Origin of the sequence: Brevibacterium sp. BDJS002 (assembly GCF_028201555.1) — a bacterium.
Taxonomy (GTDB): Bacteria; Actinomycetota; Actinomycetes; order Actinomycetales; family Brevibacteriaceae; genus Brevibacterium; species Brevibacterium aurantiacum.
Map to the genome: position 1 here is coordinate 2051947 of NZ_CP116392.1, position 21598 is coordinate 2073544.

Below are 21598 nucleotides of genomic sequence, written 5' to 3' on the forward strand. Positions count from 1 at the left end.
TTCCATCAGCGTGAACAGTGCCCATAGTGAAGGAGCATCCCATGGACGTCATCACGATCGACACCCCGCAACTGGGCGACCGCAGCTACCTGGTCCACGACGGCACGAGTGCACTGGTGATCGACCCGCAGCGCGATACCGACCGGCTCGAAGCCGCCGTCCGGAATGCGGGGGTGAAAATCACCCACGTTGCCGAAACCCACATCCACAACGACTACCTCACCGGCGGGCTGATGCTCGCCAAGGCTCACGGGGCAGAGTATCTGGTCAACGCCGCCGACCCCGTCGACTACGAACGGACCCCGGTTGCCGACGGGGAGGTCTTCCAGGTCGGCGATCTATCCGTCAAGGCGGTGGCCACGCCCGGGCACACCCACACCCACCTGTCCTATATCGTCAGCGATGGTCAAGGGCAGGCGGTTTTCTCCGGAGGGAGTCTGCTGTATGGCTCCGTTGGGCGCACCGACCTGGTCAGCGACGATGACACCGAGACCCTCACCCGGAACCAGTACGCCTCGGCGCGGCGGCTCGTTGCCGAAGCCGTCCAGGACGCCCCGCTGTATCCCACCCATGGGTTCGGTTCCTTCTGCTCCAGCGGACCTGCCGCCCAGGTTGATTCGTCCACTATCGGCGAGCAGGCCCGGGACAACCATGCTCTGACAGATCCGGACGAGGACCACTTCGTTTCGGAATTGATCGCCAACCTCAGCGCTTACCCTGCCTACTACGCACACATGAGCCCCCTGAACATTGAAGGCCCCGGTCCCGCGGACCTGACAGTGCCAGAGTCGGTCGACGCCGGCGAACTCGGCCGCCGCCTCAACGACGGCGAATGGGTCATCGACCTGCGCAACCGGGTCGCTTTCGCCAGCAACCATCTGGATGGGTCCGTCAGTTTCGAATATGGCGACGGGTCCAGCTTCACCGGATATTTGGGCTGGGTGCTGCCCTGGAACGACAAACTGACACTGCTCGGTACGCACGAAGATGTGGAGAACGCGATCCGGGACCTGTCCCGGATCGGCATCGATTCCCCCGATACTGCCACCGGCGGCGGCCCGGCCGAATGGGCCCATGGAGTGCCAACCGCCAAGTATCCCCGGGTTGGCTGGGATGAGGTTCCCCGCGGCAGCACCGGTGACGAAGTCATTCTTGACGTGCGGCGCACCGACGAGTTCGAAACCTCCCACATTCGAGGGGCCGTCAACATCCCCGTCCATGACCTGCCGTCCCGGATGGGCGACGTCCCGCCACAGCGGCTGTGGGTGCACTGCGCCTCCGGCTACCGTTCCGGCATCGCCGCGAGCCTGCTGCAGCGCGCCGGCAAAGACGTGGTCCACATCGACGCCATGTTCAACGAGGCCGAAAGTGTCGGCCTGCCCATGGCCGAATCGTAACCGCTCCTCACAGCGACAGCCTTCGCGCTGGCTCACCAGGCTCTGCTGTTCCGTGCCCGATTCGCTGCTGCTGCGCTTCGGACAGGCCCAGCCCGGTTAGCGACCGCGATCGAAGAAGCCACCGAAGCTGGGATCGCCGCCGTCTCCATCGGCGGGGCCCCTGCAGCACACGGTCCATCCCGGTGGTGGTGAGCAGGAAATGCCCGCTGCCCAAGGCTTGAGAGGTCAAAACTGGGTTGACACATACCGGCAAGAGACACATAGGACTGAAGATCTGACCATGCACGACCAGAGAGAAGGAGCACGATCATGATGAACGGCGGCGGTATGGGTGGTATGGGATTGATGTGGGTCTTCGGGCTGCTGGTGCTCGCCGGGGTAATCGTGCTGGTGGTCGTGCTGGTAAAGACCCTCTCCGGCAGATCCTCGAACACCGGCGCACCCGATCACGGTCGTGCCCCCGGCGCGGATCCTGGCCGGGGGCGGGAGATCCTCCAGGAGCGCTACGCCCGCGGCGAGTTGAGCGCCGAGGAGTACCGCGAACGGTTGCAGACCCTCGAAGATGACGGCCGGTGAGCCCGCTGACCCGCCGGCAGCTGCTGGCGCTTGGCGCGGCAGGGGCCGGTGCCACCGTCGTCGGCGGGACCGGGCTGTGGTGGACCGCCACCGGCGGCCGCGGGTACACCGGTGGTGAGGACCTGATCGAACCGCAGGTGCTGGCCAGCCGCGAAGGCGTGCTGGAACTGGACCTGACCGCCGCCCAGACACGCATCCAGGTCGGCGGACGGCAGGCATCCGTGAAGGCTTTCAACGGCTCCCTTCCCGGCCCGACTCTGCGCGTGGCACCCGGAGATACAGTGCGGGTTGCGATGACCAACCGTCTGGAGGCGCCGACGAACCTGCACGTGCACGGGATGCACGTTTCCCCGGAAGGCAACGGCGATAACCCGTTCGTGAGTATCGCACCCGGTGGGTCCTTCAACTATGAGTTCGCCTTGCCCGCCGACCATCCGCCGGGCACCTACTGGTACCACCCGCACCGCCACGGCCACGTGGCCGATCAGGTCGCCGCTGGACTCTACGGGGCCATCATCGTTGAGGACACCGAGCCGGTCCCGGTCACCCGGGAGCGGGTCATGGTGGTCTCGGATCTGACCCTGGATGCTTCGGGCAACCTCGCCGAGGTGAGTCAGATGCAACAGATGATGGGCCGGGAAGGTGAGGTCGTGCTGGTCAACGGAGCGGTCCGCCCGCAACTGAACGCCGCGCCCGGGGAGCGGGAACGGTGGCGAATCGTGAACGCCTGCCCCTCCCGGTACCTCCGACTGCGGTTGGAGGGCCAGCAGGTGCGGGTGCTCAGCCGCGACCTCGGCCGCCTGCCGACCCCCGAGGACATCACCGAAGTGGTGCTGGCCCCCGGCAACCGCATCGAGATGCTCGTGGAAACGACCGAGGGCTCCTCCACGCTGGTCGCCGCACCGGTGGACCGCGGCGGCATGGACGCCATGATGGGCGGGACCATGATGGGTGACAACGAGACCGGTAGCGGCGAGCCGGTCGAGCTGCTCACTCTGACAGTGTCCGGAGCACCCGTCCAAAAACCTCCACCTGTGCCTGAAGGACCGGGCCTGCGAGATCTGCGCGGGGAGCCGATCACCGCCCGCCGCACCCTGGACTTCGCCATGGGCATGGGCGGCGGGGCCATGATGGGCAGTGGGGGCGGTGAGGGGGACACCACGATGATGACCTTCACCATCAACGGCCAGGAGTTCGGCCCCGACCGGGTCGACACCCCCGTGGCGGCCGGGACCGTGGAGGAGTGGACCCTGAAAAACTCCAGTCCCATGGACCACCCCATCCACCTGCACGTATGGCCCATGCAGATCGTCCAGGACGGAAACCGCGACCTCTCCGAACCGAGGTGGCAGGACGTAGTGAACGTCCCGGCCCGCAGCCAGGTAAAAGTCCTCATCGCCTTCGAGGACTTTCCCGGGAAGACCGTCTACCACTGCCACATCCTCGACCACGAGGACCAGGGCATGATGGGCACCGTAGAAGCCCGCTGACCGCGACGTGCGGTGACGACCGTGGCGACACAGTGCTCCGTGCCCTGCGCCGCCAGGCGAAAAAATGAGGGAAGCGCCGAAGAACAAGATCAGCAGGGTCGTCGATCAGAGCGCGGCCTCCAGCAGATAGTGCAGCCGACTTCGGACATTCCGTGCAGCCGACTTCTGAAAATGACAAACACAGCTGAGAATTCGCGGAACTCAGTTCGGCCCGAAAGCTCAGAATCGGTGTATTGATGAGACGTCGCGTATCCCTAGGGATACGCGACAGTCCTCTACGCTGCTGAGTTCAGGGGGCTGTCCCCGACACTGCACCCCACTAGTAATCGGCCGTAGCAAACACTAGGCACGTGTGAATGGCTTCAGAATCAAGTTGGGAATCTACCTCGTTCGTGCGATGTCAACGAGGTAATCGAACTATAGAATTTCGAAGCCATCACCCCACGTAAAGGATCAAAATACACATGACAAGTGTCAAATTGAGGCGATCGAGCGCTCTCTTCATAGCAGTCATCGGAGCATTGACTCTGACATTCGGGCCAGGAGGATCGGTGCTAAGTAGTGCCGCCGCGGAAGTAGATCCTAAAACCTTTGAGACTGATTCGCAGGAGTCTTCAGTCTCAGAATCGACTAAGGCGCAACGAATCGTCATCGCCCCGTCCCGGATCGATGAAACCCATGGGCTCTCCGCCGAAGCCCAATCCGGGCAAGTCACTGAAGCAATCAAAGCCGAAACCACCTGTTCTAAAGCCCCCGACGGGTCCAGCATCTGTGCGACGGTGGGCGAACTGGACAGTTCTGCTTTGAAGCCTCATGCGACGCTACCTCTGCCGAAAAATGTTTGCAAAGCGGGCGTCCGCTCGTCCGACCGAACAAACGGCTGTGTTGGTACTCCTCTCACTATCAAACATCACTCTGGCAAGGGTGCGGTGCTCGGTACTCTCACTGGGACCGTCTACGTCTACCAGTACAGCGCGACGAATCAGACCCGTATCGGATACCAACTCACCATGGTGATCTCAAAAACTACGGGAACAGGCAACAAGTTCTCGATCGCCGGCACCTCACCGAAATGCACCGGAAACTGTTCTCGCACTGGATCAGTGACATCGCTCGCAGGAAAGGCGATGCAAGCCGGCAAAACGCTGAGCGCGGAAAGTTACTACAACTGGACAGGGAAGACGACCAGGTCAAGTCAGTCGCTGTCATGGAACCTCACGGTTAAGCATCCAAAGGTCGCACAAATCCTTCCGTTCAGCTATGCAGGTGCCAGCCCAGTGCGTTGCGACAAAGAGTACAAGAGCTATTCTGCCGGATGCATCATGACGAAGGGACAGGTCGCAATCGGTTACGATAAAGGCCCCTACCCAAGCTTTGCTCGACACGTCAGCGAAGCACAAAAAAGCGGTCTACCCGGCAAGACCACAGCATTGAAGAGGCTCAAGGCCGGACAGTCTTCAGCAAAAAATCGTTCGAAGGCCTGCCCTTCGCGTCTCAAGCGACCGTCCGGTCTATCTTGTGACGAGTATCCATTCGCTTCAACACAGCAGGGTGCCTATTACGGTGGTGGTGCCGGCCGCACTTTCAGCAAGTGCAACATTGCCGACAAATCTTATCCTGTTGGCGCAAAAGGCGCGAAGGGGTACAGCGCATGTATGATTCCGCAGAAGGAAAATTCGGCAGCCGGATCCGATCTCAGCAAGTTCTTCAAGGAAAGTCGAGTGCTGACAGGCGATCCGTTCTATGTCCAAATTCTTTGAGAGACAGTTGACTGACATGTACACGCAGGTAGTTCAAACTGAGAACTGGCGGCTCCGCCTCATCCCTTTGGTGGCTTCTTCCATTGCTGAGACAGTTCTGGGCGGGACAGTCTCAGCCGATGGCGAGGGAACGCTTACACTCCATACCGGAGCGATGTATGGGCCGGTTAGCGCAAGCTTCGAATTGCTTGATCAATCGCCAGGGGAATCAGCCGGTGCATGGGAAGACGTTGTCGAGCTGGGTGCACGAGCAACTGACTCCGAACCGTTGGCGTTGGTTGGAATCTTCAGCGATAGTGTTGAAGTCGACGAGAACGACACCGGCGCGGCAGTGCTCGAAGGCGGTCAAGAATATCGCGTCCGCATTCATGTGCGTGGCCGAGATGATTCGGGAACCGACGAGCTGATCGAACCCAACCTTCCCGCAAGAGACCACTTACTCATCCAAGTGTGGCCATCGGTCGTTACCGAACCTGAAGTCTTGAAAATGACGTCGGCCAAGGCGAAAAGCGACGATGAAAACCCCGAGTTCTACAGTGGTTCCGGTGCTCTCACCCTCGGAATGGGGGATCCGGACTTTGAGGCGCTCAAAGCTCAGAGCCTTAGGGACGCAGGAGAGTAGTCATCCGAAAGCGAAATGAAGGTTCCGTCGCTTGTCAGAAGCATCGGAGCGGCGGGACTTTCGTTACGCCGTGGCCATTGACATCGGTCCGAAATGGTGCGCGTTGCATAGCGGGATCACTTGGCTCGTTGTTAGTTCTCAAAAGTGGGCGATTCGCAGCCTCAGCCTGTCTCATAACTTACCTGTCTTAAAACCCATGTCATGCGAGACTCCTTGCGGCTGGAGCTCAAACACGCAGTCAATGAGATTCGCCCCGCCACTGAGTGTTGTCATAAGACCGCCATTTATCGCTGAAGCTCACACAGCCACTGAGAGAACAGCCTCGGAGCAACCAGTCGCGGAGAGATCATCCGCAGACCCACGCACACGAAGAAGGATCCGGTGCACACGAAGAAGGACCCGGCCTCATGTTTATGAGACCGGGTCCTTCGTGCGGTGGAGGTAAGGGGATTCGAACCCCTGACCTTCTCCATGCCATGGAGACGCGCTACCAACTGCGCCATACCCCCGCTTGCTCGATCAATATTACTCAGGTGCACCCACGACGACAAATCGGGCGACAGTGACGCTGACCACATTGACTCTAGTGAGCATCGCCAAGCGCGTGGTCTCTGACGATGACCGGGGTCGGATGTGATCCCGGCCCCGGTCATCTGTCAGCGATCATCAGATCATCGGGCGCACCAGATAGAGGTATCTCGTGACTTCGCGTTCGCGCTGCTCCTGCAGCCGCTCATCTCGAGCGAGCCTGCGGAACCGCGCGTTGCGACGCTCCAACGCGATCCGATCGTGATCCTTGGTGGTATCTGGTGGACGGCGGGCCCATTGGATCAGCTTGAGCCCAGCAGTCAGCGCTATCCGCCGTGGATATGTGAATGGAAATGCCGTAGACAAAACGATTCCTTAATGTTTTCGGGCAGGGGAAATGCCCAAATGAGAGTTAGGGAAAATGTCCGATATCAATGAGCTGCAGAACAACTCAATGAACCGAATGAAAGCGACGTCCGGAATCTGGATCCGCTGCTGGTGCCGTACACAGTCGATGAAAACTCGCCCGAAGCACGCCTGTGGCGCGAGTGAGTATCGGGCAATGTCACGGCGACTGCCGTCGGCAGATGCGATCAGCGAAATGGGTCCAGAACCCAAAGGGTCGGTGAGGTTCGTGAATGCACGTACCTGTAGAACTCCAGTGTCCTACGCGAGCTCGGCTCATGCCTCGATGCTGCGAATGAGCGCCAACGGTGGCGTCAGTGCGGCGTGGAGGCAGGACGACCCCGCGGGAGAAACGTACCGGTGTTCACGTGACCGGTGGAGAAAGACGAGAGATGCGGCTGGATTCAGCCGACGAGTCCTTGTCCGCCAGTCAAGCAGGCAGTGATTCCGATCCAGCGATGCTGGGGATGGGGAAATGCGATGAGTTTCAACATTCTCCTGCGCTCCTTTCTTGGTCTTGGATCTCGTTTGAGCGGCGTCAGCGCTCAGAATGAATGGCTGCAATTGTGGGGTTTGTGCGAATCCGTAATTGCAATCTCGAATTTATCACAAATGAAGAACTCTGTGTGGTTTCTGGGCATTCTTTTTGTGAAACTTCTGCGACTAATGAGCACGGTGGCCTAATCGCGGATTATGGGGAGGGGAGATCTCGTCTCCAGCCCCGTGCTTCCAGACTCGGGGTGCGCGGTCGAGGAATCCCCAGGCAGCGACGTAGAATCTTCTCAGACTCGCGACTTACTGGGGGAAGACAATGTCACAGGCAGCTGCCACTACTCGACGACTGGTCGTCGGATACATCGCCACCGACCGTGGACGTGACGCCATCGCTCTGGCGATCTCCATGGCACGATCGGCCGGCACCGAACTCATCATCACGATCGTCCGTCCGGAAGCCTCGACCTTCACCGCCGGCAACTCCATTCCGCAGGATGGGTCCGGGATCGTCTCACAGCAGCTCGAGGACTGGCTCGACGAAGCTCTCGCACTGGTGCCGGACGATGTCACGGCTCGAGGCGTCATCCACACCTCGTCGAACGAGTCCAAAGGGCTGATGGAGGTTGCTGAGGCCGAAGGTGCACTGGCCATCGTCATCGGTGCGCGAGCCACCACATTGATGCGCTCGTTCCGCATCGGGACTGTCGCGACCTCACTGCTGCACTCGTCCGAGGTCCCTGTCGTCTTGGCGCCAGCCGGCAACTCGGACATCGGCCCGATCTCACGCATCACAACCCTCTTCGGCGCCCGACCAGGCGCTGCGGCGCTCATCGGTGCGGCCGTGCAGTCCGCCGATGCCCTCGACGTAGATCTCCGTCTGCTGTCTCTGATCGAAAACGATGGTCTCGGCGAGGACGACACCGCGGAGATTCAGGAATTCGCCGAAGAATACGGGGGAGCGGTGCTGGCTGCACGTGCCGCGAAGATGTTCGAATCGGGCCGAGCCGTGGTCAAATCACAGGCCGGAGCCGACATCGAAGACGCCGCCGCCCACGTCGACTTCCAACCGGGCGAAATCGCATTCATCGGATCGAGTCGGCTCGGACGAGGCGGGCGCGTCTTCATCGGCGCACGAGCCCGCCGACTGCTGCGTGTTCTGCCAGTCCCCGTGGTCGTCGTGCCCCGCAGAGCCGTCAGCGCTATCACTCCGCCGTGAGTCCCTCAGCTCCGACGCGCACGAACTTCACCGTCGACGGTCACCCGACCGCAGCATGGGTGCACTCCTCAGGCTCAAGCGCCCGTCCTGTGCTCATGGTCCACGGCTTCCGCGGCGACCACCACGGAATGGACCTCATCGCAGGCGCCATCCGAGACCGCGATGTCATCGTCGGTGACCTGCCCGGTTTCGGGCTCACGCCTCCGCTGGCGACCGGTCTGAGCCTCGATGCCTACTGCGATCACCTGGCTGGCCTCGTCGCCGAGGTGACTCGGCGGTGGCAGGCTGCCCCGATCGTTCTCGGGCACTCCTTCGGCTCCATCCTTGTCGCGCACACGGCCGCTCGCCAACCGTCCACGGCGCCTGAGCTCATCCTCATCAATCCGATCACCACGCCCGCTCTCGAGGGTTCGGCCAAGGTGCTGACTGCCCTGACCCGTCTGTACTACGGTCTCGGTGCTCGGCTGCCGGAGACGATCGGGCACCAACTGCTGGCCAACCCTGTGATCGTGCGTGCGATGAGCGAGGTCATGGCCACGACCCGAGATCGGGGTCTGCGGCGCTATATCCATGATCAGCATGCTCGTCACTTCTCCACATTCAGCGATCGGACCTCGCTGGCCGAGGCCTTCGACGTCTCGGTCGCTCACACGGTCACCGAGGTGGCCGGACAGCTGTCGATGCCGATGCTCGTCATCGCCGGGGACAAGGACGCCATCGCACCGATCGCGGCGACTCGCCGCTTCGTCTCAGACCTGGCCGATGCCAAGTTCGTCGAACTCTCCGGGGTCGGGCACCTGGTGCACTATGAACGACCGGATGCAGCCGCCTCGGCGATCATGGATTTCTGTCGCGGTCGGGACTGAACCTGTCACCGAGCCTCGACGATGAGCCCGACAACGGCAGCGCACTGAGAAATGGCAGAGAAAAGGGCCGATGCGAATCAACGCATCGGCCCTTTTGCTCGTGCCGTCAGATCTGGGGGCGGTCGCTGACCCAGTGGTAGACGATGGGCACGAGGAAAGCGAGGCAGGAGGCGAGCAGTCCAGCCCAGAAGAGCCAGAACTCGGTGCCAGGCGCACCGAAGAATCCTGCGCCGAAGAGATACAGCCCGAAGATGAAGAGGGCGAACGAAACGATGAAGACGATGACGTCAGCGAACGATGCTGAGTTCCGAGTTCTCTTCGTTGTGGCGATGTTGGACATATTCTCCTCCGACGGTCATTGGGTGCAGGCTCACACACACTGCACATAAGTCTACATGTCGTAGAGAAGATTCCGGTGCTGGCAGTCGCCGAAGTCGCGGCGATTATCCGTCAGTCGCGTTCGGTGCTTCGCTCCGGGACCAGCCAACCCAGCAGAGCGGAGACGATCGAGACGATGACTGCGGCGATGATGGCCGAGGGGAAGAAGGAATCGATGGTGAACTCGAACGGAGTGAAGCCGCTGAGCCAACTGGTCAGAGCCAAGATGACCGCATTGATGATGATCGAGAACAGACCCAAGGTCAGACACGTGATCGGTGCCGAGACGAAGCTGAGGATGGGTTTGATGAACGCATTCGCCAAACCGAAGATCAACCCGACGACGAGGTAGGAGATGATCGTGGCGGCGATCGTGCCGGTCTGGTCTTCGACAACCTGGTTTCCTTCGATGGCGACGCCAGGCAGAATCCAAGCCGCAACCCAGATCGCACATGCGTTGACGACAACTCTCAAGAGGAAATTCATAGAGATATCGTCGCATTCTCGTCTGCATTCTTTCTGAGTCACGGGTGAGAATGAGGTCCGTGCCGGCGGCCTGTCTCCTGGTCTTCGCCGAGGCGTGGGGGGCGACAGGATTGCTCACCGTGTGATGCCGATGGTGAGCAAGCTCAAGTGAGTAAGTGCCCATGGACCCTCGTGCACGCGGTCCGATCCCGGTAGCCTGGGAGGAGCGCCTATTGAGCGCTGACAGTGACAGCAGAGTGCATCTACCGAGTGATTTGATCCAGGTCACCACGGCGGCACCGATCCCCATCACCATGATGGGGGAGAAACTGGATTGATATGCCCAGCAATGAAACCCGCATCAGACCTGACGAGACGGCAGCACCGAAGCTGCTCAAGATCGTGGGCCCCAGCTACTTTCCGATCGCCTTCGTGGCCCGCCTGCCCTACGCCATGGTCGTCATCGGTGTCCTCACCCTTGTCGTCGCCGGCCGAGACTCGCTGAGCCTCGGCGGAATCAACTCCGCCATGGTCGGACTGGGAACGGCGATCTTCGGCTCCTTCATCGGGGCCGCCGCCGACCGTTGGGGCCAGCCTCGCGTGCTGTTGACCATCGGCCTGCTCAACAGCATCGCACTGATCTTCATGGCCTGGGTGGTCTTCAGCCCCCTGCCCGATTCTGTGGTGCTCATCGCCGCCTTCGCCATCGGTGCCACAGCCCCGCAGGTCGCCCCGATGTCACGCTCGCGTCTCGTCGAGATCATCATGTCCAAGCTCGCGGGCCCCAGACAGCAGAAGACGCTCAACTCGACGATGGCCTACGAGTCGGCCGCCGATGAGTTCGTCTTCGTCTTCGGTCCCTTCATCGTCGGTCTCCTCGCCACGACCCTCCACCCGGTGGCGCCGATCATCGGCGCGGTGATCATGACCTTGGTCTTCGTGACCTCATTCGCTCTCCACCCCACCGGCCGTGCGCACGTGAGCACGTCGACACAGCCTCGCGCCCAGGCGCCGGCGAAGGAACTGTTCACCTTCGGCGTGTTCGTCGTCGTCCTCGGCGTCTTCGGCATCGGACTCGTCTTCGGGTCAACGCTGACGGCGCTGACCTCGCTGACGAACGATCTCGGACGTCCCGAGGAAGCGGGAATCATCTACGGCATCATGGGCATCGGCTCAGCGATTCTGGCCATCACCGTCGCGCTGTTCTCACCACGCTATGCTCTGTGGGCCAGGCTGCTGTCCTTTGCACCGCTGATGTTCATCGGCTCCGTGATCATGGCGTCCTCGACCTCGATGGTCACCGTGGTCATCGCGCTTCTGCTCATGGGCTGCGCGGTCGGGCCGACGCTGGTGACATTGTTCAGCCTCGCCGCCGAACGCAGTCCGCTCGGTCGTTCTGCCACGGTCATGTCGATGGCCGGGTCCGCGATCATCGTCGGTCAGTCGGTGGCATCGGCAGTCAACGGAATCCTCGCCGAGGAGGCCGGAACCTCGGCCGCAATGGCTGTCCCGATGGCGGCTTCCGCACTTGTGCTCGTCGCGGGCCTGCTCAACCTCCTCTGCGGCAGAAAAGCCCGAAAAAGAGACCTGGTTCACTCGTAGTTTCCGCTTATTGGGACAGCGTGTCCCAGCATTGGGAGCGTGTGACCTGAGCAATATCCGGGAGTAGCATTGCCGGTTGTTCACAGTGAATCGCGCACCAGAACGACAGTGCGCGTTTGCACGCCACAACGGAAAGCACGATATGTCATCAAGCACCTCAACCACTGAGGCCGCGCGGAACGATACCCGATTCTTCGGGCACCCGCTTCCGCTCATGCAGCTGTTCAGCCTCGAACTGTGGGAACGGTTCTCCTACTACGGCATGAACGGCATCCTCGCCCTCTACCTGTACTTCCAGGTCTCCGAGGGCGGACTGGGAATGCCGCAGCCAACCGCCATCGGAATCGTCGGCGCCTACGGCGGCGCCGTGTTCCTGGCGACGATCCTCGGTGCATGGGTTGCCGACCGGATCCTCGGTGCGGAGCGAATCCTCTTCTACTCGGCGATCATCATCATGGTCGGCCACATCTGCCTGGCGCTCATCCCCGGATTCGGCGGCGTCGCCTCCGGTCTCATCCTCGTTGCACTCGGATCCGGTGGTCTCAAGGCCAACGCCTCCGCTCTCGTCGGTGAGCTCTATACCGAGAAGGACCCGCGCAGGGATGCCGGATTCACCCTCTTCTACATGGGCGTCAACATCGGGGCCCTCCTGGGACCGCTGATCACCGGCCTTCTGCAGAAGGAGATCGGATTCCACTTCGGCTTCGGCGCCGCAGCAATCGGTATGGCTCTGGGTCTGATCATCTATGCGACAGGTCGTAAGAACCTGCCCGACGAATCGCGGGGTGCGGTCAACCCGCTGGCGACCTCGAAGCTCTACCTCTTCCTGGCGGCCATCGTCGTCGCAGTCATCCTCATCGTGATTCTCTGGTTCTCCGGTGTCGTCAACCCCGACAATCTCGACTGGTGGATTGCGGGAATCTCAGCCGGTGCAGCGGCCTGCTACTTCATCGTCATGGGTGTCAGCCCGCAGACGAATGCCGATGAGCGTTCACGGGTGCTCGCATTCATTCCCTTCTTCATCACCTGCGTTGTCTTCTGGTCCCTCTACCAGCAGATCTTCGGAACGCTCACTGCCTATTCCGACACGCAGATGAACCGTGAGATCTTCGGCTGGGAGATGCCGATCAACTGGCTCCAACTCATCCCGCCGATCTTCGTCATCGCCTTCGCTCCGGTGTTCTCGGCGATCTGGTTCAAGCTGGGCACACGTCAGATCTCGACTCCGGTCAAGGCAGGGCTCTCGCTCATCCTCATCGGCATCGCATTCCTGCTGTTCCTGCCGTATGCGAATGCCGGCGAGCATGAGACACCGCTGCTGTGGGTAGCATTCATCCTGCTGCTCTTCGTCTTCGCAGAACTGCTCATCTCACCCATCGGTCTGTCCTTCTCCTCGAAGGTTGCCCCGAAGGTGTTCCAGTCACAGATGATCGCCGTCTTCTTCCTCGCCTCGGGCGTGGGAACGGCTCTGTCCGGTGTGCTGGGCGGCTACTACTCGGCCGACAATCAGACACCGTATTGGACATCTATCGGCGCGGCGTCGATCGTTCTCGGTCTGCTGGCTCTGACCCTGACGAAGCCGATGCTCAAGGCTCTGCGCGGCATCCGCTGACCCTTAGCAGTCCCATCGTGGCTCCTTCGAGCTGCAGCGAACTCCCTCGCTCACACAGTGTGAGCGGGTGAGTTTTCTCATACTCCGATGAAGATGGGCAGCGCCTCGGGATGGTGGGCATGGACGATCGTGAGGAAGACGAGCGCGTCGAAGAGGAGGTGGACCGTCACGGTGTATGGCAGCGACTTCGTCCGGGTGAAGATATAGGCCTGGACGAGTGCGAACGGAATCGTCAGCACCGGTCCGATCGACCGATAGCCCAGCTCCCAGAGGAAGGACACGAAGATGACGGTGGTGAATACGTTCGCGGTCCAGAAGGCGAAGTGCTTGCGCAGCAGAGCGAAGACCGTGCAGATGAAGAACAGCTCATCCCAGATGCCGACGGCGTTGACGCCGAAGAAGAGACGGACGATCTCATCCCACTGCGTCACCGGCGGCCAGTTGAGATAGACCCCAGTGCGCATGAAGTACTGGGGGAGGACGAGCCAGGCGACGACGATCACGAACAGCAGCCACGCCCACTCCAGACGCGACCATCGCTGCCCCCGACGCAGCGGGAAGACGATGGTGCGGTCCTTGAATCCGTAGCGGGTGATCAGCCAGGGCCCGATCACTACGGCAGAGAGCACGACCCCCATGCGAGCGATATTGGACCACGAGATATCGGCGGCCACCGAGATCGAGGAGATCAGACCCAGGCAGCCGGCGATGACGCTGAGGTCGCGTGCGAATTCCCGGTCGGCGCTCCAGGCGACGATGAGGGAGGCTACCATCGGTACATACCCGAAGGCTCTCACCTCAGGAAACGTGGTTCCCAGTCCGAACAGGACGAAAGCGGACAGTGCCAACAGCGTCGCGGCCAAGCCTGGCCAGGAAACGAGGTCGAATCGGCGAGAATCAGTGTCGAATCGTGTTTGAGTGTCCACGCCTGCCACTCTAAGTCACCACTGTCCGAACGCGAGTGCCCGAAGCGGCAACTCCTCGTAGGATTCCCAACAGACGAAAGGACACCCGTGGAACCAGAGGAATACTGCCGACTCATCCTCGCTTCGGCTCCCCAGCGCACCGAAGAGACGATTCCCACCATGTCAGGCCATGGCAGAATCGCCGCGGAAGACGTGATCGCCGATTCCCCCATTCCCGGCTTCGCCACCTCGGCGATGGACGGCTTTGCACTCGACGAGACGGCTCTGACCAGTGCCAGAACCGGCGCCGAGGTGGATGTGCGCGGTGACATCCCCGCCGGTGCCAGGCCCGTGGACATCACACCGGGGACCGCCGTGCGGGTGATGACCGGGGCCCAGGTGCCCGCCACCGCCGAGGTGGTCGTTCCCGTCGAGTACACCGATGCCGAACGCACGGGCGGCCCCGCACCGAATCCGCATCTCCTCCTGGCCCAAGGGCGCGCGACCAGGCTGGAACATCAGAGCAGTGGGGGAGGACACCGGGAGCGGAGATACCGTCATCACCGCCGGTGAGGTGATCAACTCCGCCGGTGTGGGCACGCTGGCGATGATGGGACGCGAGACCATCCGCGTGCGCCGGCCGTTGACCATCGGTCTCATCGTCACCGGAGATGAGCTGGTCACCGATTCCGCCACCTCGTCGCAGCCATTCATCCACAACTCGAACCTGCCCATGCTCAGTTCCGCGATCGCCGCTGCCGGCGCGATCCCCGTCGAACGCAGCTGCGGTGACGACCCAGCAGTCTTTCGACAGATCGTCGACGAACTGCGCGACAGCGTTGACCTGATCATCACCACCGGCGGAATCAGCGCCGGTGCCTTCGAGGTCGTCAGGCAGGAACTGGGCGATGACCATTCGACGTTCCTGCGTCTGTCGATGCGACCGGGTGGGCCGCAGGGGCACGGACGCATCGCCGGCGTACCGCTGCTGCATTTCCCGGGCACACCGACAGGGGCCATTCTGTCCTTCCACCTCTTTGCACGTTCGGTCATCGCTGCGCGGCCCCTCGCATCGAGGTGGAGGAAGGCCGTGTACACCGGTCCCGAAATCACGGGCCACAGCACAGCGGTCAGCCTGGTGCCGGGTCGTTTCACCGCTGGGGGAGAGATCGCAGCGTTCGACCGGTCACGACTGCGAGACTTCGCCGGGGCCGAGGTCATCATCCGGGTCCCTCGAGCGCCCGAGGCCATTCGCCACGGTGAGGTCATCACGGTCCTTGACTGCTGAAGCAAACTAGACTGGGACACATGTCAGGCAAAACCCTCAGCTCCGCGGACACAGCACGCTATGCCCGTCAGATCCGCCTCAGCGGCTTCGGACCACAGGCCCAATCCGCGCTCCTGGATTCCCATGTGCTCGTCATCGGCGCAGGAGGACTCGGGGCACCGGTCCTCACCTACCTGGCAGCCGCCGGAGTCGGACGCATCAGCATCATCGACCCCGACACAGTGGAACTGAGCAACCTGCACCGCCAATTCATCCACTCCGAGACAGGTGTAGGGCAGCGGAAGGTCGAATCCGCGAAACATCGGCTGGGCGAGCTGAATTCCGCCATCGACATCACCACCCACCCGGTGCTGCTGACGCCGGACAACGCCCTCGAACTCATCGGTGCTGCCGACATCGTCATCGACGGAAGCGACAACTTCGCGACCAGATACCTCGCCAACGACGCCTGCGAGATTCTGGAGAAGCCCCTCGTCTGGGGCACGATTCTCGGATTCGACGGCCAGGTTGCCGTCTTCGACACGAGGCAGGGAGCGACTCTGCGCGACCTCTACCCCGTCGTACCAGCACCCGGGTCGGTCCCGGACTGTGCAACAGCCGGTGTCCTCGGCGCACTGTGCGGAAGCATCGGTGCTGCCATGGCGATGGAGACGATCAAGGTCCTCACCGGCATCGGCACCCCGCTCTGCAACGCGGTCTCCATCCACAGCAGCCTCGACGCCAGCTGGGAGACCGTGCCGGTCGGACGGATACCGAACCGCCAGCCGATCACGGACCTGGAGAGCCACCTCGGCGACTACGGTGACACACTCGGCAGCCATGGTGATGAGAGCGCCGCCGGGACGTCCGAGGGGACGGATCCGAGCGTGACATGGGCGTCGCTGGCACCCGGCACGCACCTCGTCGACATCCGAGACGACGACGAGGTCTCGGCGGGCATGGTCCCGGGAGCCCAGCACATACCGATGGACGCTCTCCTGGAGGATTCCGGGCAGCTCGCCGGACACGAACTGGTCGCACTCTACTGCCGCTCGGGCGTGCGGTCGTCACGGGCGTGCGCCCAACTGCGCGCACAGGGTACTGAGGTCAGCTCAGTCTCCGGCGGATACCTCGCATACCTGTCACTGCCGCACTGACAAACTCAGCTGCGCTGACGACATCGGCCACACGGAACCAGCCGGTCTCAGCCGCCTGCGAAGGGCGGGAGAACGTCGACGGTGTCACCCTCGCTCAGGGGCGCTTGCGGGTCTGTGGCGGCGACCGCATTGACGAGGAAGCTCGAACGGGAGATGACTGTTGTCGCCTCGGTGCTGGCGTCCTTCGTCAGGGTCGTCATCAGCTCGTCAATGGTTGACGCGGCCGCGGTCGATTCCTTGGTTCCGAAGGCCTCTCGTGCGGCTGCGAAGAAGCGGACTCTGATCTGGGGCACTTATCCTCCGATGGCGCTCATGGGACGTTGGGGCTGTTCGAAGCTCTCGGAATCCATGCCGTGTCCGGCCAGTTTCTTCCAATGCGCGCCCTTCCACAGGTTCGCGATCGCCTCATCGTCGGCACCACCGCGCATAGCGGAGAGCAGATCCACCTCCGTGTGCGAGAACAGGCAGGTCCGAACCCGTCCCTCTGCCGTCAGACGGGTGCGGGTGCAGTCGGCACAGAAAGGCCGGGTCACCGAGGCGATGATGCCGACGTCGCCGATGATCGTGTCCGGATCGTTCCTGCTCGCAACCAGGAACTTCTCCGCTGGCGCACCGTTGCGCGGTGCGGAGTCGGGAGTGAGGACGAAATCGGGTTCGAGCAGGGCGAAGATGTCAGCGGCCGTGATCATGGTGCCGCGTTCCCAGGAATGCCCGGCGTCGAGCGGCATCTGTTCGATGAAGCGCAGCTTGAGCCCGCGCTCCAGGCACCAGGCCAGCAGTTCGGGAGCCTGATGGTCGTTGACACCTGGCAGCAGAACGGCGTTGATCTTCACCGGATCCATACCGGCGGCCTGGGCGCCCTTGATCCCGTCGAGCACCCGATTGAGGAACGGGCGGCGAGTGATCGTCGCGAACGTCTCCGGATCGACAGTGTCGAGAGAGACATTGATGCGGTCGAGGCCCGCGTCCCGCAGCTTCGGCGCCCGCTTGTCGAGGCCGATCGCATTCGTGGTCAGTGCGATATTGGGGCGGGGTTCAAGGGCGGCGACACCGGCGATGATGTCGGTGACGTCTTTTCGGGTCAGCGGTTCGCCACCGGTGAACCGGACCTGGTCGACGCCGAACTTCTCGACGCCGATGCGCACGAAGCGAATGATCTCATCGGCTGTCATGGCCGCATCGCGGGACATGAACTCCACACCCTCCTCGGGCATGCAGTAGCTGCAGCGCAGATTGCAGAAGTCGGTCAGTGAGATGCGCATATCGCGGGCACGTCGACCGAAGGTGTCCAGGAGCGAATCCTCCTGATGGGCTGTGAACGTCTCGCCCGGATCCACTGTCGGGGTTCTCAGAACGGGCGTGGGCAGGCTGATCTTGCGCATTCTGCCATCCTCCTTGATCAACTTCTTCGTTATCATCGTCCCATGACTACCGCCATCATGCATCGTCGTCGTGTCCTCGACACGATCGGCCCGCTGCTTCAATCGCAGACGATTCCGATCGGCGAACTCCTCGATACACCTCGTCGCCTGAGCACCACTTTGAGCTCACCGATCGATGTTCCCGGCTTCGACAACTCCAGCATGGACGGATATGCCGTCGCCGCCACCACGCTTCGCGATGCGAAGCAGAGTCACGCCACCGACGACAATGGTAGACGACAGACAGTCTACGGCCCCATTCCGGTCCACGGCCGGGTTGCGGCTGGAGCCCGTGGCAGCGAGGTGGCGGCCGGAACCGCAGTGGAGATCATGACCGGGGCTCCGCTGCCTGCCGGCACCGACACGGTGATCAAGATCGAGGACACCCACCCCGGGCGCTTCGAATCCCCGGAGATCACCATCACCCTGCCGGCCACGGATGCAGGCGCTGAGCCGGGCGCCTTCGTCCGCTCGCGCGGCAGCGACGTTGCTGCCGGATCCACAGTGCTCAGCGCCGGAGTGATGCTCACGCCGGCCCACCTCGGCGTCGCTGCCGCCTGCGGAATCACCGAACTCGAGGTTCAAACCCTGCCGCGCGTGCTCATCGTGAGCACAGGGGATGAGATCACCGCCGCTGCCGCAGCCGGAATCCACGACGCGAACTCGATCACCCTGGGGGCCAGCCTGCGCCGCCTCGGCGCCGAAACGACCCTCCTCACCGTGCCCGACGATCCCCAGGCTCTGCTCGACGCAGTCAGAGCAGCCGACTGCGAGCTCGTCGTCTCGACCGGCGGGATCTCGAAAGGCGCCCACGAGGTCGTCAAGCTCGCCGCCGAACTCGACGAAGGCTCGAGCATGGTCTTCGAACCCATCGCCATGCAGCCCGGCGGGCCGCAGGGATGCGGACGCCTCGCCGACACCGCATGGGTGGCACTGCCCGGCAATCCCGTCAGTGCGCTGATCAGCTTTGAGATGTTCATTCGCCCCGCGCTGCTGGGTTTGGACGTCGATGAGGAACCTCGCGAAACGGAATACCACCGTCTGCTCGGTGGCCTGGACGAGGCTCCGCCCAGCGGAAAGCTGCAGGTGCGGCGTGCCGTGATGGGCCCCGACGGCCTTGAGCTCGTCGGCGGTACCCGCTCGCATCTGCTCCACAACTATGCTCAGAGTTCGCATCTGGTCTTCATCCCGCCAACCGATTCCGGTGCGCACACGAATGAGCTCGCCCCCGGCGCAGACGATAGGCTGAAGACGTGGAAGATCACATGACACTCACGCACATCGACGACGACGGCGCCGCCCATATGGTCGACGTCGGAGACAAGGACGTGACCAAACGTCGCGCCGTCGCCACCGCACTTATCACCACCCGGAGCGAGGTGATCGACATGATCGCCGAGGCGGGCCTGCCCAAGGGTGATGCCCTGCCCGTGGCACGCATCGCGGCAGTCATGGGCGCCAAACGCACCAGTGATCTGATTCCGCTGTGCCACCCGCTGCCGCTGACGGGCATCGATGTCGACTTCGAACTCCTCGACGACGCTGTTCGCATCGCGGGCGCGGTCAAGACCGTGTCGAAGACGGGTGTCGAGATGGAGGCGCTGACCGCAGTGTCCATCGCCGCCCTGACCATCTTCGACATGATCAAGGCCGTCGACAACCAGGCGATCATCGGCGACATCAAGGTCATCGAGAAATCCGGTGGGCGCAGCGGCGACTGGAGCCGGGACACATGAGCGTCATCCACACCGACATCGTCGAGACCCCGATCAGCACCGCCGCACTTGAGGCGGATGTCCTCGATGACACCTGCGGTGCTGTGGTCAGCTTCTCCGGTGTCATCCGCGACCACGACGAGGGTCGCGGGGTCCATCGACTGACCTATGAATCCCATCCGGTGGCAAGCGCGCAGATCGCCGAGGTGGCCGCTGAGATCGCAGCCAAACACCCGGCCGTACGTCTGTCCGTCGTCCATCGCGTCGGTGCCCTCGAGATCGGAGATGTGGCCTTGGCCGCGGTCGTCGCCTCACCACATCGCCACGACTCCTTCGCCGCCTGCTCCGAGCTGGTCGACGAGGTCAAGGCGCGTGTGGCGATCTGGAAGCACCAGTTCTTCGCCGACGGTGAGGACGAGTGGGTCGGGGCTCTCGAATGACCGAACTGCGCATCAACGACGCGGCCCGGTTCCTCGGAGTCAGCGACGACACCATCCGCCGCTGGATCAGCGACGGGAAACTCACCCAGCACAAGGACGCCTCCAACCGGGCAGTCGTCGAGGGGCGGGAACTGGCTGCCCTGGCACAGACGGGTTCAGGTGCCCTCGAGGATCCGACGGGTGTCGTCAGCTCCGCCCGCAACCGATTCGCCGGTCTCGTCACCGACGTCGTCATCGACGGCGTGATGGCCCAGGTCAGCCTCCAGTGCGGCCCGTTCCGGGTTGTGTCGCTGATGTCGGCTGAGGCCTGCCGGCAGCTCGAACTAGAACCAGGCAGCCTGGCCACCGCCTCGGTGAAGGCCACAATGGTCTCCATCGACACCCCGGGTACTCGCTGAAAACTGCTCACCGGCTGCTTTTCTCCGGGACCGAGGCTGTTTAAGAAAAAGCAACATCAGTTCCGCAAATACTGAGTCAGATTAGCCATTTACGCGCAGATGCGGGTTTAATGGGCGAATGAAGTATTTGTCTGCAGCCTGCATCGTCGCAGTGCTCTCACTGACCGCCTGTTCTTCCGGGACAGAATCAGACTCGGAATCGGGGGAGAAGACGACGTTGACCGTCTTCGCCGCAGCGTCTCTGACCGAGGTGTTCGAAGACATTGCGGAAGACTTCACCAAGACAGAGACAGGCGTCGACGTGAAGTTCTCCTTCGCAGGATCCTCAGACCTGGTCGCCCAGATCTCCGAAGGAGCGCCGGCAGACGTCATCGCAACCGCCGATGAAACAACCATGGACACACTCGCAGCGGATGACCTGTTGGCCGGAGAACCATCGAACTTCGCATCGAACACGCTGACTCTGGCCGTCCCCGAAGGCAATCCAGGAGACATCTCCTCATCGCAGGACTTCGCCGGTAAGGATCTCGTCGTCTGCGCCCCGCAGGTGCCCTGCGGGGCCGCGACCCAGAAATGGGCGAAGCAGAACGCTGTCACACTTGACCCTGCCAGCGAGGAGAACTCCGTCACCGATGTGCTCGGCAAGGTCAGCGCAGGGCAGGCCGACGCCGGCATCGTCTATGTCACCGACGTGGCACGTGCGACGGCGATGTCGAAGAGGTCGAACTCGACGGAGCCGATAAGGTCATCAACAAGTACCCTGCGGCCACTGTCGACGCCAGCGAGAACAAGGACGCGGCCGATGCATTCGTGACATTCCTGCAGTCAGACGTGGCAGCGAAAAGACTCAAAGACGCAGGATTCTCGACCCCATGACAGAACA

23 protein-coding genes, 1 tRNA gene and 1 pseudogene are annotated in these 21598 nt (G+C 62.3%); 18 read left to right on the forward strand and 7 right to left on the reverse strand.

The genetic code is table 11. The annotated features are described in order from the left end of the window. Positions 1 to 41: 41 nt before the first annotated feature. The 5 genes from PGC08_RS09595 to PGC08_RS09615 all read left to right on the forward strand — a co-directional run bounded on the left by PGC08_RS09595 (position 42) and on the right by PGC08_RS09615 (position 5845). Positions 42 to 1397, forward strand: coding sequence for an MBL fold metallo-hydrolase (locus tag PGC08_RS09595; RefSeq protein WP_062862453.1), 1356 nt, complete (start codon positions 42 to 44; stop codon positions 1395 to 1397). 309 nt (positions 1398 to 1706) lie between these two features. Then, positions 1707 to 1973, forward strand: a complete 267-nt coding sequence (locus tag PGC08_RS09600) for an SHOCT domain-containing protein (RefSeq protein WP_062862452.1) — start codon at positions 1707 to 1709, stop codon at positions 1971 to 1973. Then, the gene (locus PGC08_RS09605) at positions 1970 to 3463 is read left to right on the forward strand and encodes a multicopper oxidase family protein (protein WP_271710014.1); all 1494 of its coding nucleotides are present in this window, start codon (positions 1970 to 1972) and stop codon (positions 3461 to 3463) included. Before PGC08_RS09600 ends, PGC08_RS09605 begins: the two co-directional genes overlap by 4 nt. A gap of 464 nt (positions 3464 to 3927) precedes the next feature. Beyond that, on the forward strand, positions 3928 to 5223 hold the full coding sequence (locus PGC08_RS09610; RefSeq protein WP_271710015.1) for a NucA/NucB deoxyribonuclease domain-containing protein: 1296 nt from the start codon (positions 3928 to 3930) through the stop codon (positions 5221 to 5223). A 16-nt stretch (positions 5224 to 5239) separates the two neighbouring features. Further along, complete coding sequence (locus PGC08_RS09615) at positions 5240 to 5845, forward strand: hypothetical protein (protein WP_101584306.1); 606 nt, start codon at positions 5240 to 5242, stop codon at positions 5843 to 5845. 436 nt (positions 5846 to 6281) lie between these two features. On the opposite strand, the gene PGC08_RS09620 is transcribed toward PGC08_RS09615, so the two are convergent. Beyond that, positions 6282 to 6354, reverse strand: a tRNA-Ala gene (locus tag PGC08_RS09620). A gap of 157 nt (positions 6355 to 6511) precedes the next feature. Beyond that, on the reverse strand, positions 6512 to 6739 hold the full coding sequence (locus PGC08_RS09625; protein WP_271710016.1) for a hypothetical protein: 228 nt from the start codon (positions 6737 to 6739) through the stop codon (positions 6512 to 6514). An 850-nt stretch (positions 6740 to 7589) separates the two neighbouring features. On the opposite strand from PGC08_RS09625, the gene PGC08_RS09630 reads away from it, so the two are divergent. Next, positions 7590 to 8489, forward strand: coding sequence for a universal stress protein (locus tag PGC08_RS09630; RefSeq protein WP_096160811.1), 900 nt, complete (start codon positions 7590 to 7592; stop codon positions 8487 to 8489). Further along, positions 8486 to 9355: an alpha/beta fold hydrolase gene (locus PGC08_RS09635; RefSeq protein WP_096160812.1), complete on the forward strand. Its 870-nt coding sequence runs from the start codon at positions 8486 to 8488 to the stop codon at positions 9353 to 9355. The genes PGC08_RS09630 and PGC08_RS09635 overlap by 4 nt, the downstream gene beginning before the upstream one ends. A gap of 106 nt (positions 9356 to 9461) precedes the next feature. Here PGC08_RS09635 and PGC08_RS09640 read toward each other — a convergent pair whose 3' ends face one another. Next, positions 9462 to 9695, reverse strand: a complete 234-nt coding sequence (locus PGC08_RS09640; protein ID WP_009882457.1) for a hypothetical protein — start codon at positions 9693 to 9695, stop codon at positions 9462 to 9464. Between the two features lie 110 nt (positions 9696 to 9805). After that, positions 9806 to 10219 carry a phage holin family protein gene (locus PGC08_RS09645; RefSeq protein WP_096160813.1) on the reverse strand — a complete coding sequence of 138 codons (414 nt, stop codon included), beginning with the start codon at positions 10217 to 10219 and terminating at the stop codon, positions 9806 to 9808. A gap of 318 nt (positions 10220 to 10537) precedes the next feature. Here PGC08_RS09645 and PGC08_RS09650 point away from each other — a divergent pair, with 318 nt between their 5' ends. Both PGC08_RS09650 and PGC08_RS09655 read left to right on the forward strand, forming a co-directional pair. Next, positions 10538 to 11800, forward strand: a complete 1263-nt coding sequence (locus tag PGC08_RS09650) for an MFS transporter (RefSeq protein ID WP_271710017.1) — start codon at positions 10538 to 10540, stop codon at positions 11798 to 11800. 142 nt (positions 11801 to 11942) lie between these two features. Further along, positions 11943 to 13412, forward strand: coding sequence for a peptide MFS transporter (locus tag PGC08_RS09655; protein ID WP_009882453.1), 1470 nt, complete (start codon positions 11943 to 11945; stop codon positions 13410 to 13412). Between the two features lie 77 nt (positions 13413 to 13489). On the opposite strand, the gene PGC08_RS09660 is transcribed toward PGC08_RS09655, so the two are convergent. Next, a complete protein-coding gene (locus tag PGC08_RS09660) occupies positions 13490 to 14338 on the reverse strand; it encodes a CPBP family intramembrane glutamic endopeptidase (protein WP_308298009.1) in 849 nt (282 codons plus the stop codon). Between the two features lie 87 nt (positions 14339 to 14425). Here PGC08_RS09660 and PGC08_RS09665 point away from each other — a divergent pair, with 87 nt between their 5' ends. The 3 genes from PGC08_RS09665 to PGC08_RS09675 are packed head-to-tail and all read left to right on the forward strand — an operon-like array spanning position 14426 to position 16741. Beyond that, positions 14426 to 14890, forward strand: coding sequence for a hypothetical protein (locus PGC08_RS09665; RefSeq protein ID WP_271710018.1), 465 nt, complete (start codon positions 14426 to 14428; stop codon positions 14888 to 14890). Continuing rightward, the gene (locus PGC08_RS09670) at positions 14844 to 15605 is read left to right on the forward strand and encodes a molybdopterin-binding protein (protein ID WP_271710019.1); all 762 of its coding nucleotides are present in this window, start codon (positions 14844 to 14846) and stop codon (positions 15603 to 15605) included. The genes PGC08_RS09665 and PGC08_RS09670 overlap by 47 nt, the downstream gene beginning before the upstream one ends. Positions 15606 to 15625: 20 nt before the next feature. Beyond that, entirely contained in the window at positions 15626 to 16741 is a 1116-nt protein-coding gene (locus PGC08_RS09675) for a ThiF family adenylyltransferase (protein ID WP_271710020.1), read from the forward strand. 47 nt (positions 16742 to 16788) lie between these two features. Here PGC08_RS09675 and PGC08_RS09680 read toward each other — a convergent pair whose 3' ends face one another. Next, a complete protein-coding gene (locus tag PGC08_RS09680) occupies positions 16789 to 17034 on the reverse strand; it encodes a MoaD/ThiS family protein (protein WP_009882448.1) in 246 nt (81 codons plus the stop codon). Further along, complete coding sequence (gene moaA, locus PGC08_RS09685) at positions 17035 to 18123, reverse strand: GTP 3',8-cyclase MoaA (protein ID WP_096158706.1); 1089 nt, start codon at positions 18121 to 18123, stop codon at positions 17035 to 17037. It lies immediately after the preceding gene. A 42-nt stretch (positions 18124 to 18165) separates the two neighbouring features. On the opposite strand from moaA, the gene PGC08_RS09690 reads away from it, so the two are divergent. From PGC08_RS09690 to PGC08_RS09715, 6 genes and pseudogenes are all read left to right on the forward strand, one after another. Continuing rightward, positions 18166 to 19431 (forward strand): molybdopterin molybdotransferase MoeA, encoded by a 1266-nt coding sequence (locus PGC08_RS09690; RefSeq protein ID WP_035278444.1) that lies wholly within the window; start codon positions 18166 to 18168, stop codon positions 19429 to 19431. Further along, a complete protein-coding gene (gene moaC / locus PGC08_RS09695) occupies positions 19428 to 19898 on the forward strand; it encodes a cyclic pyranopterin monophosphate synthase MoaC (protein ID WP_069600102.1) in 471 nt (156 codons plus the stop codon). Before PGC08_RS09690 ends, moaC begins: the two co-directional genes overlap by 4 nt. Continuing rightward, the gene (locus PGC08_RS09700) at positions 19895 to 20317 is read left to right on the forward strand and encodes a molybdenum cofactor biosynthesis protein MoaE (RefSeq protein WP_069600103.1); all 423 of its coding nucleotides are present in this window, start codon (positions 19895 to 19897) and stop codon (positions 20315 to 20317) included. Before moaC ends, PGC08_RS09700 begins: the two co-directional genes overlap by 4 nt. After that, positions 20314 to 20715: a TOBE domain-containing protein gene (locus PGC08_RS09705; RefSeq protein WP_009882442.1), complete on the forward strand. Its 402-nt coding sequence runs from the start codon at positions 20314 to 20316 to the stop codon at positions 20713 to 20715. The genes PGC08_RS09700 and PGC08_RS09705 overlap by 4 nt, the downstream gene beginning before the upstream one ends. 118 nt (positions 20716 to 20833) lie before the next feature. Beyond that, a pseudogene (gene modA / locus PGC08_RS09710) lies at positions 20834 to 21361 on the forward strand (molybdate ABC transporter substrate-binding protein); the annotation flags it as partial. 101 nt (positions 21362 to 21462) lie between these two features. After that, positions 21463 to 21591 (forward strand): substrate-binding domain-containing protein, encoded by a 129-nt coding sequence (locus PGC08_RS09715; protein ID WP_271710059.1) that lies wholly within the window; start codon positions 21463 to 21465, stop codon positions 21589 to 21591. The last annotated feature ends 7 nt before the right edge of the window (positions 21592 to 21598 follow it).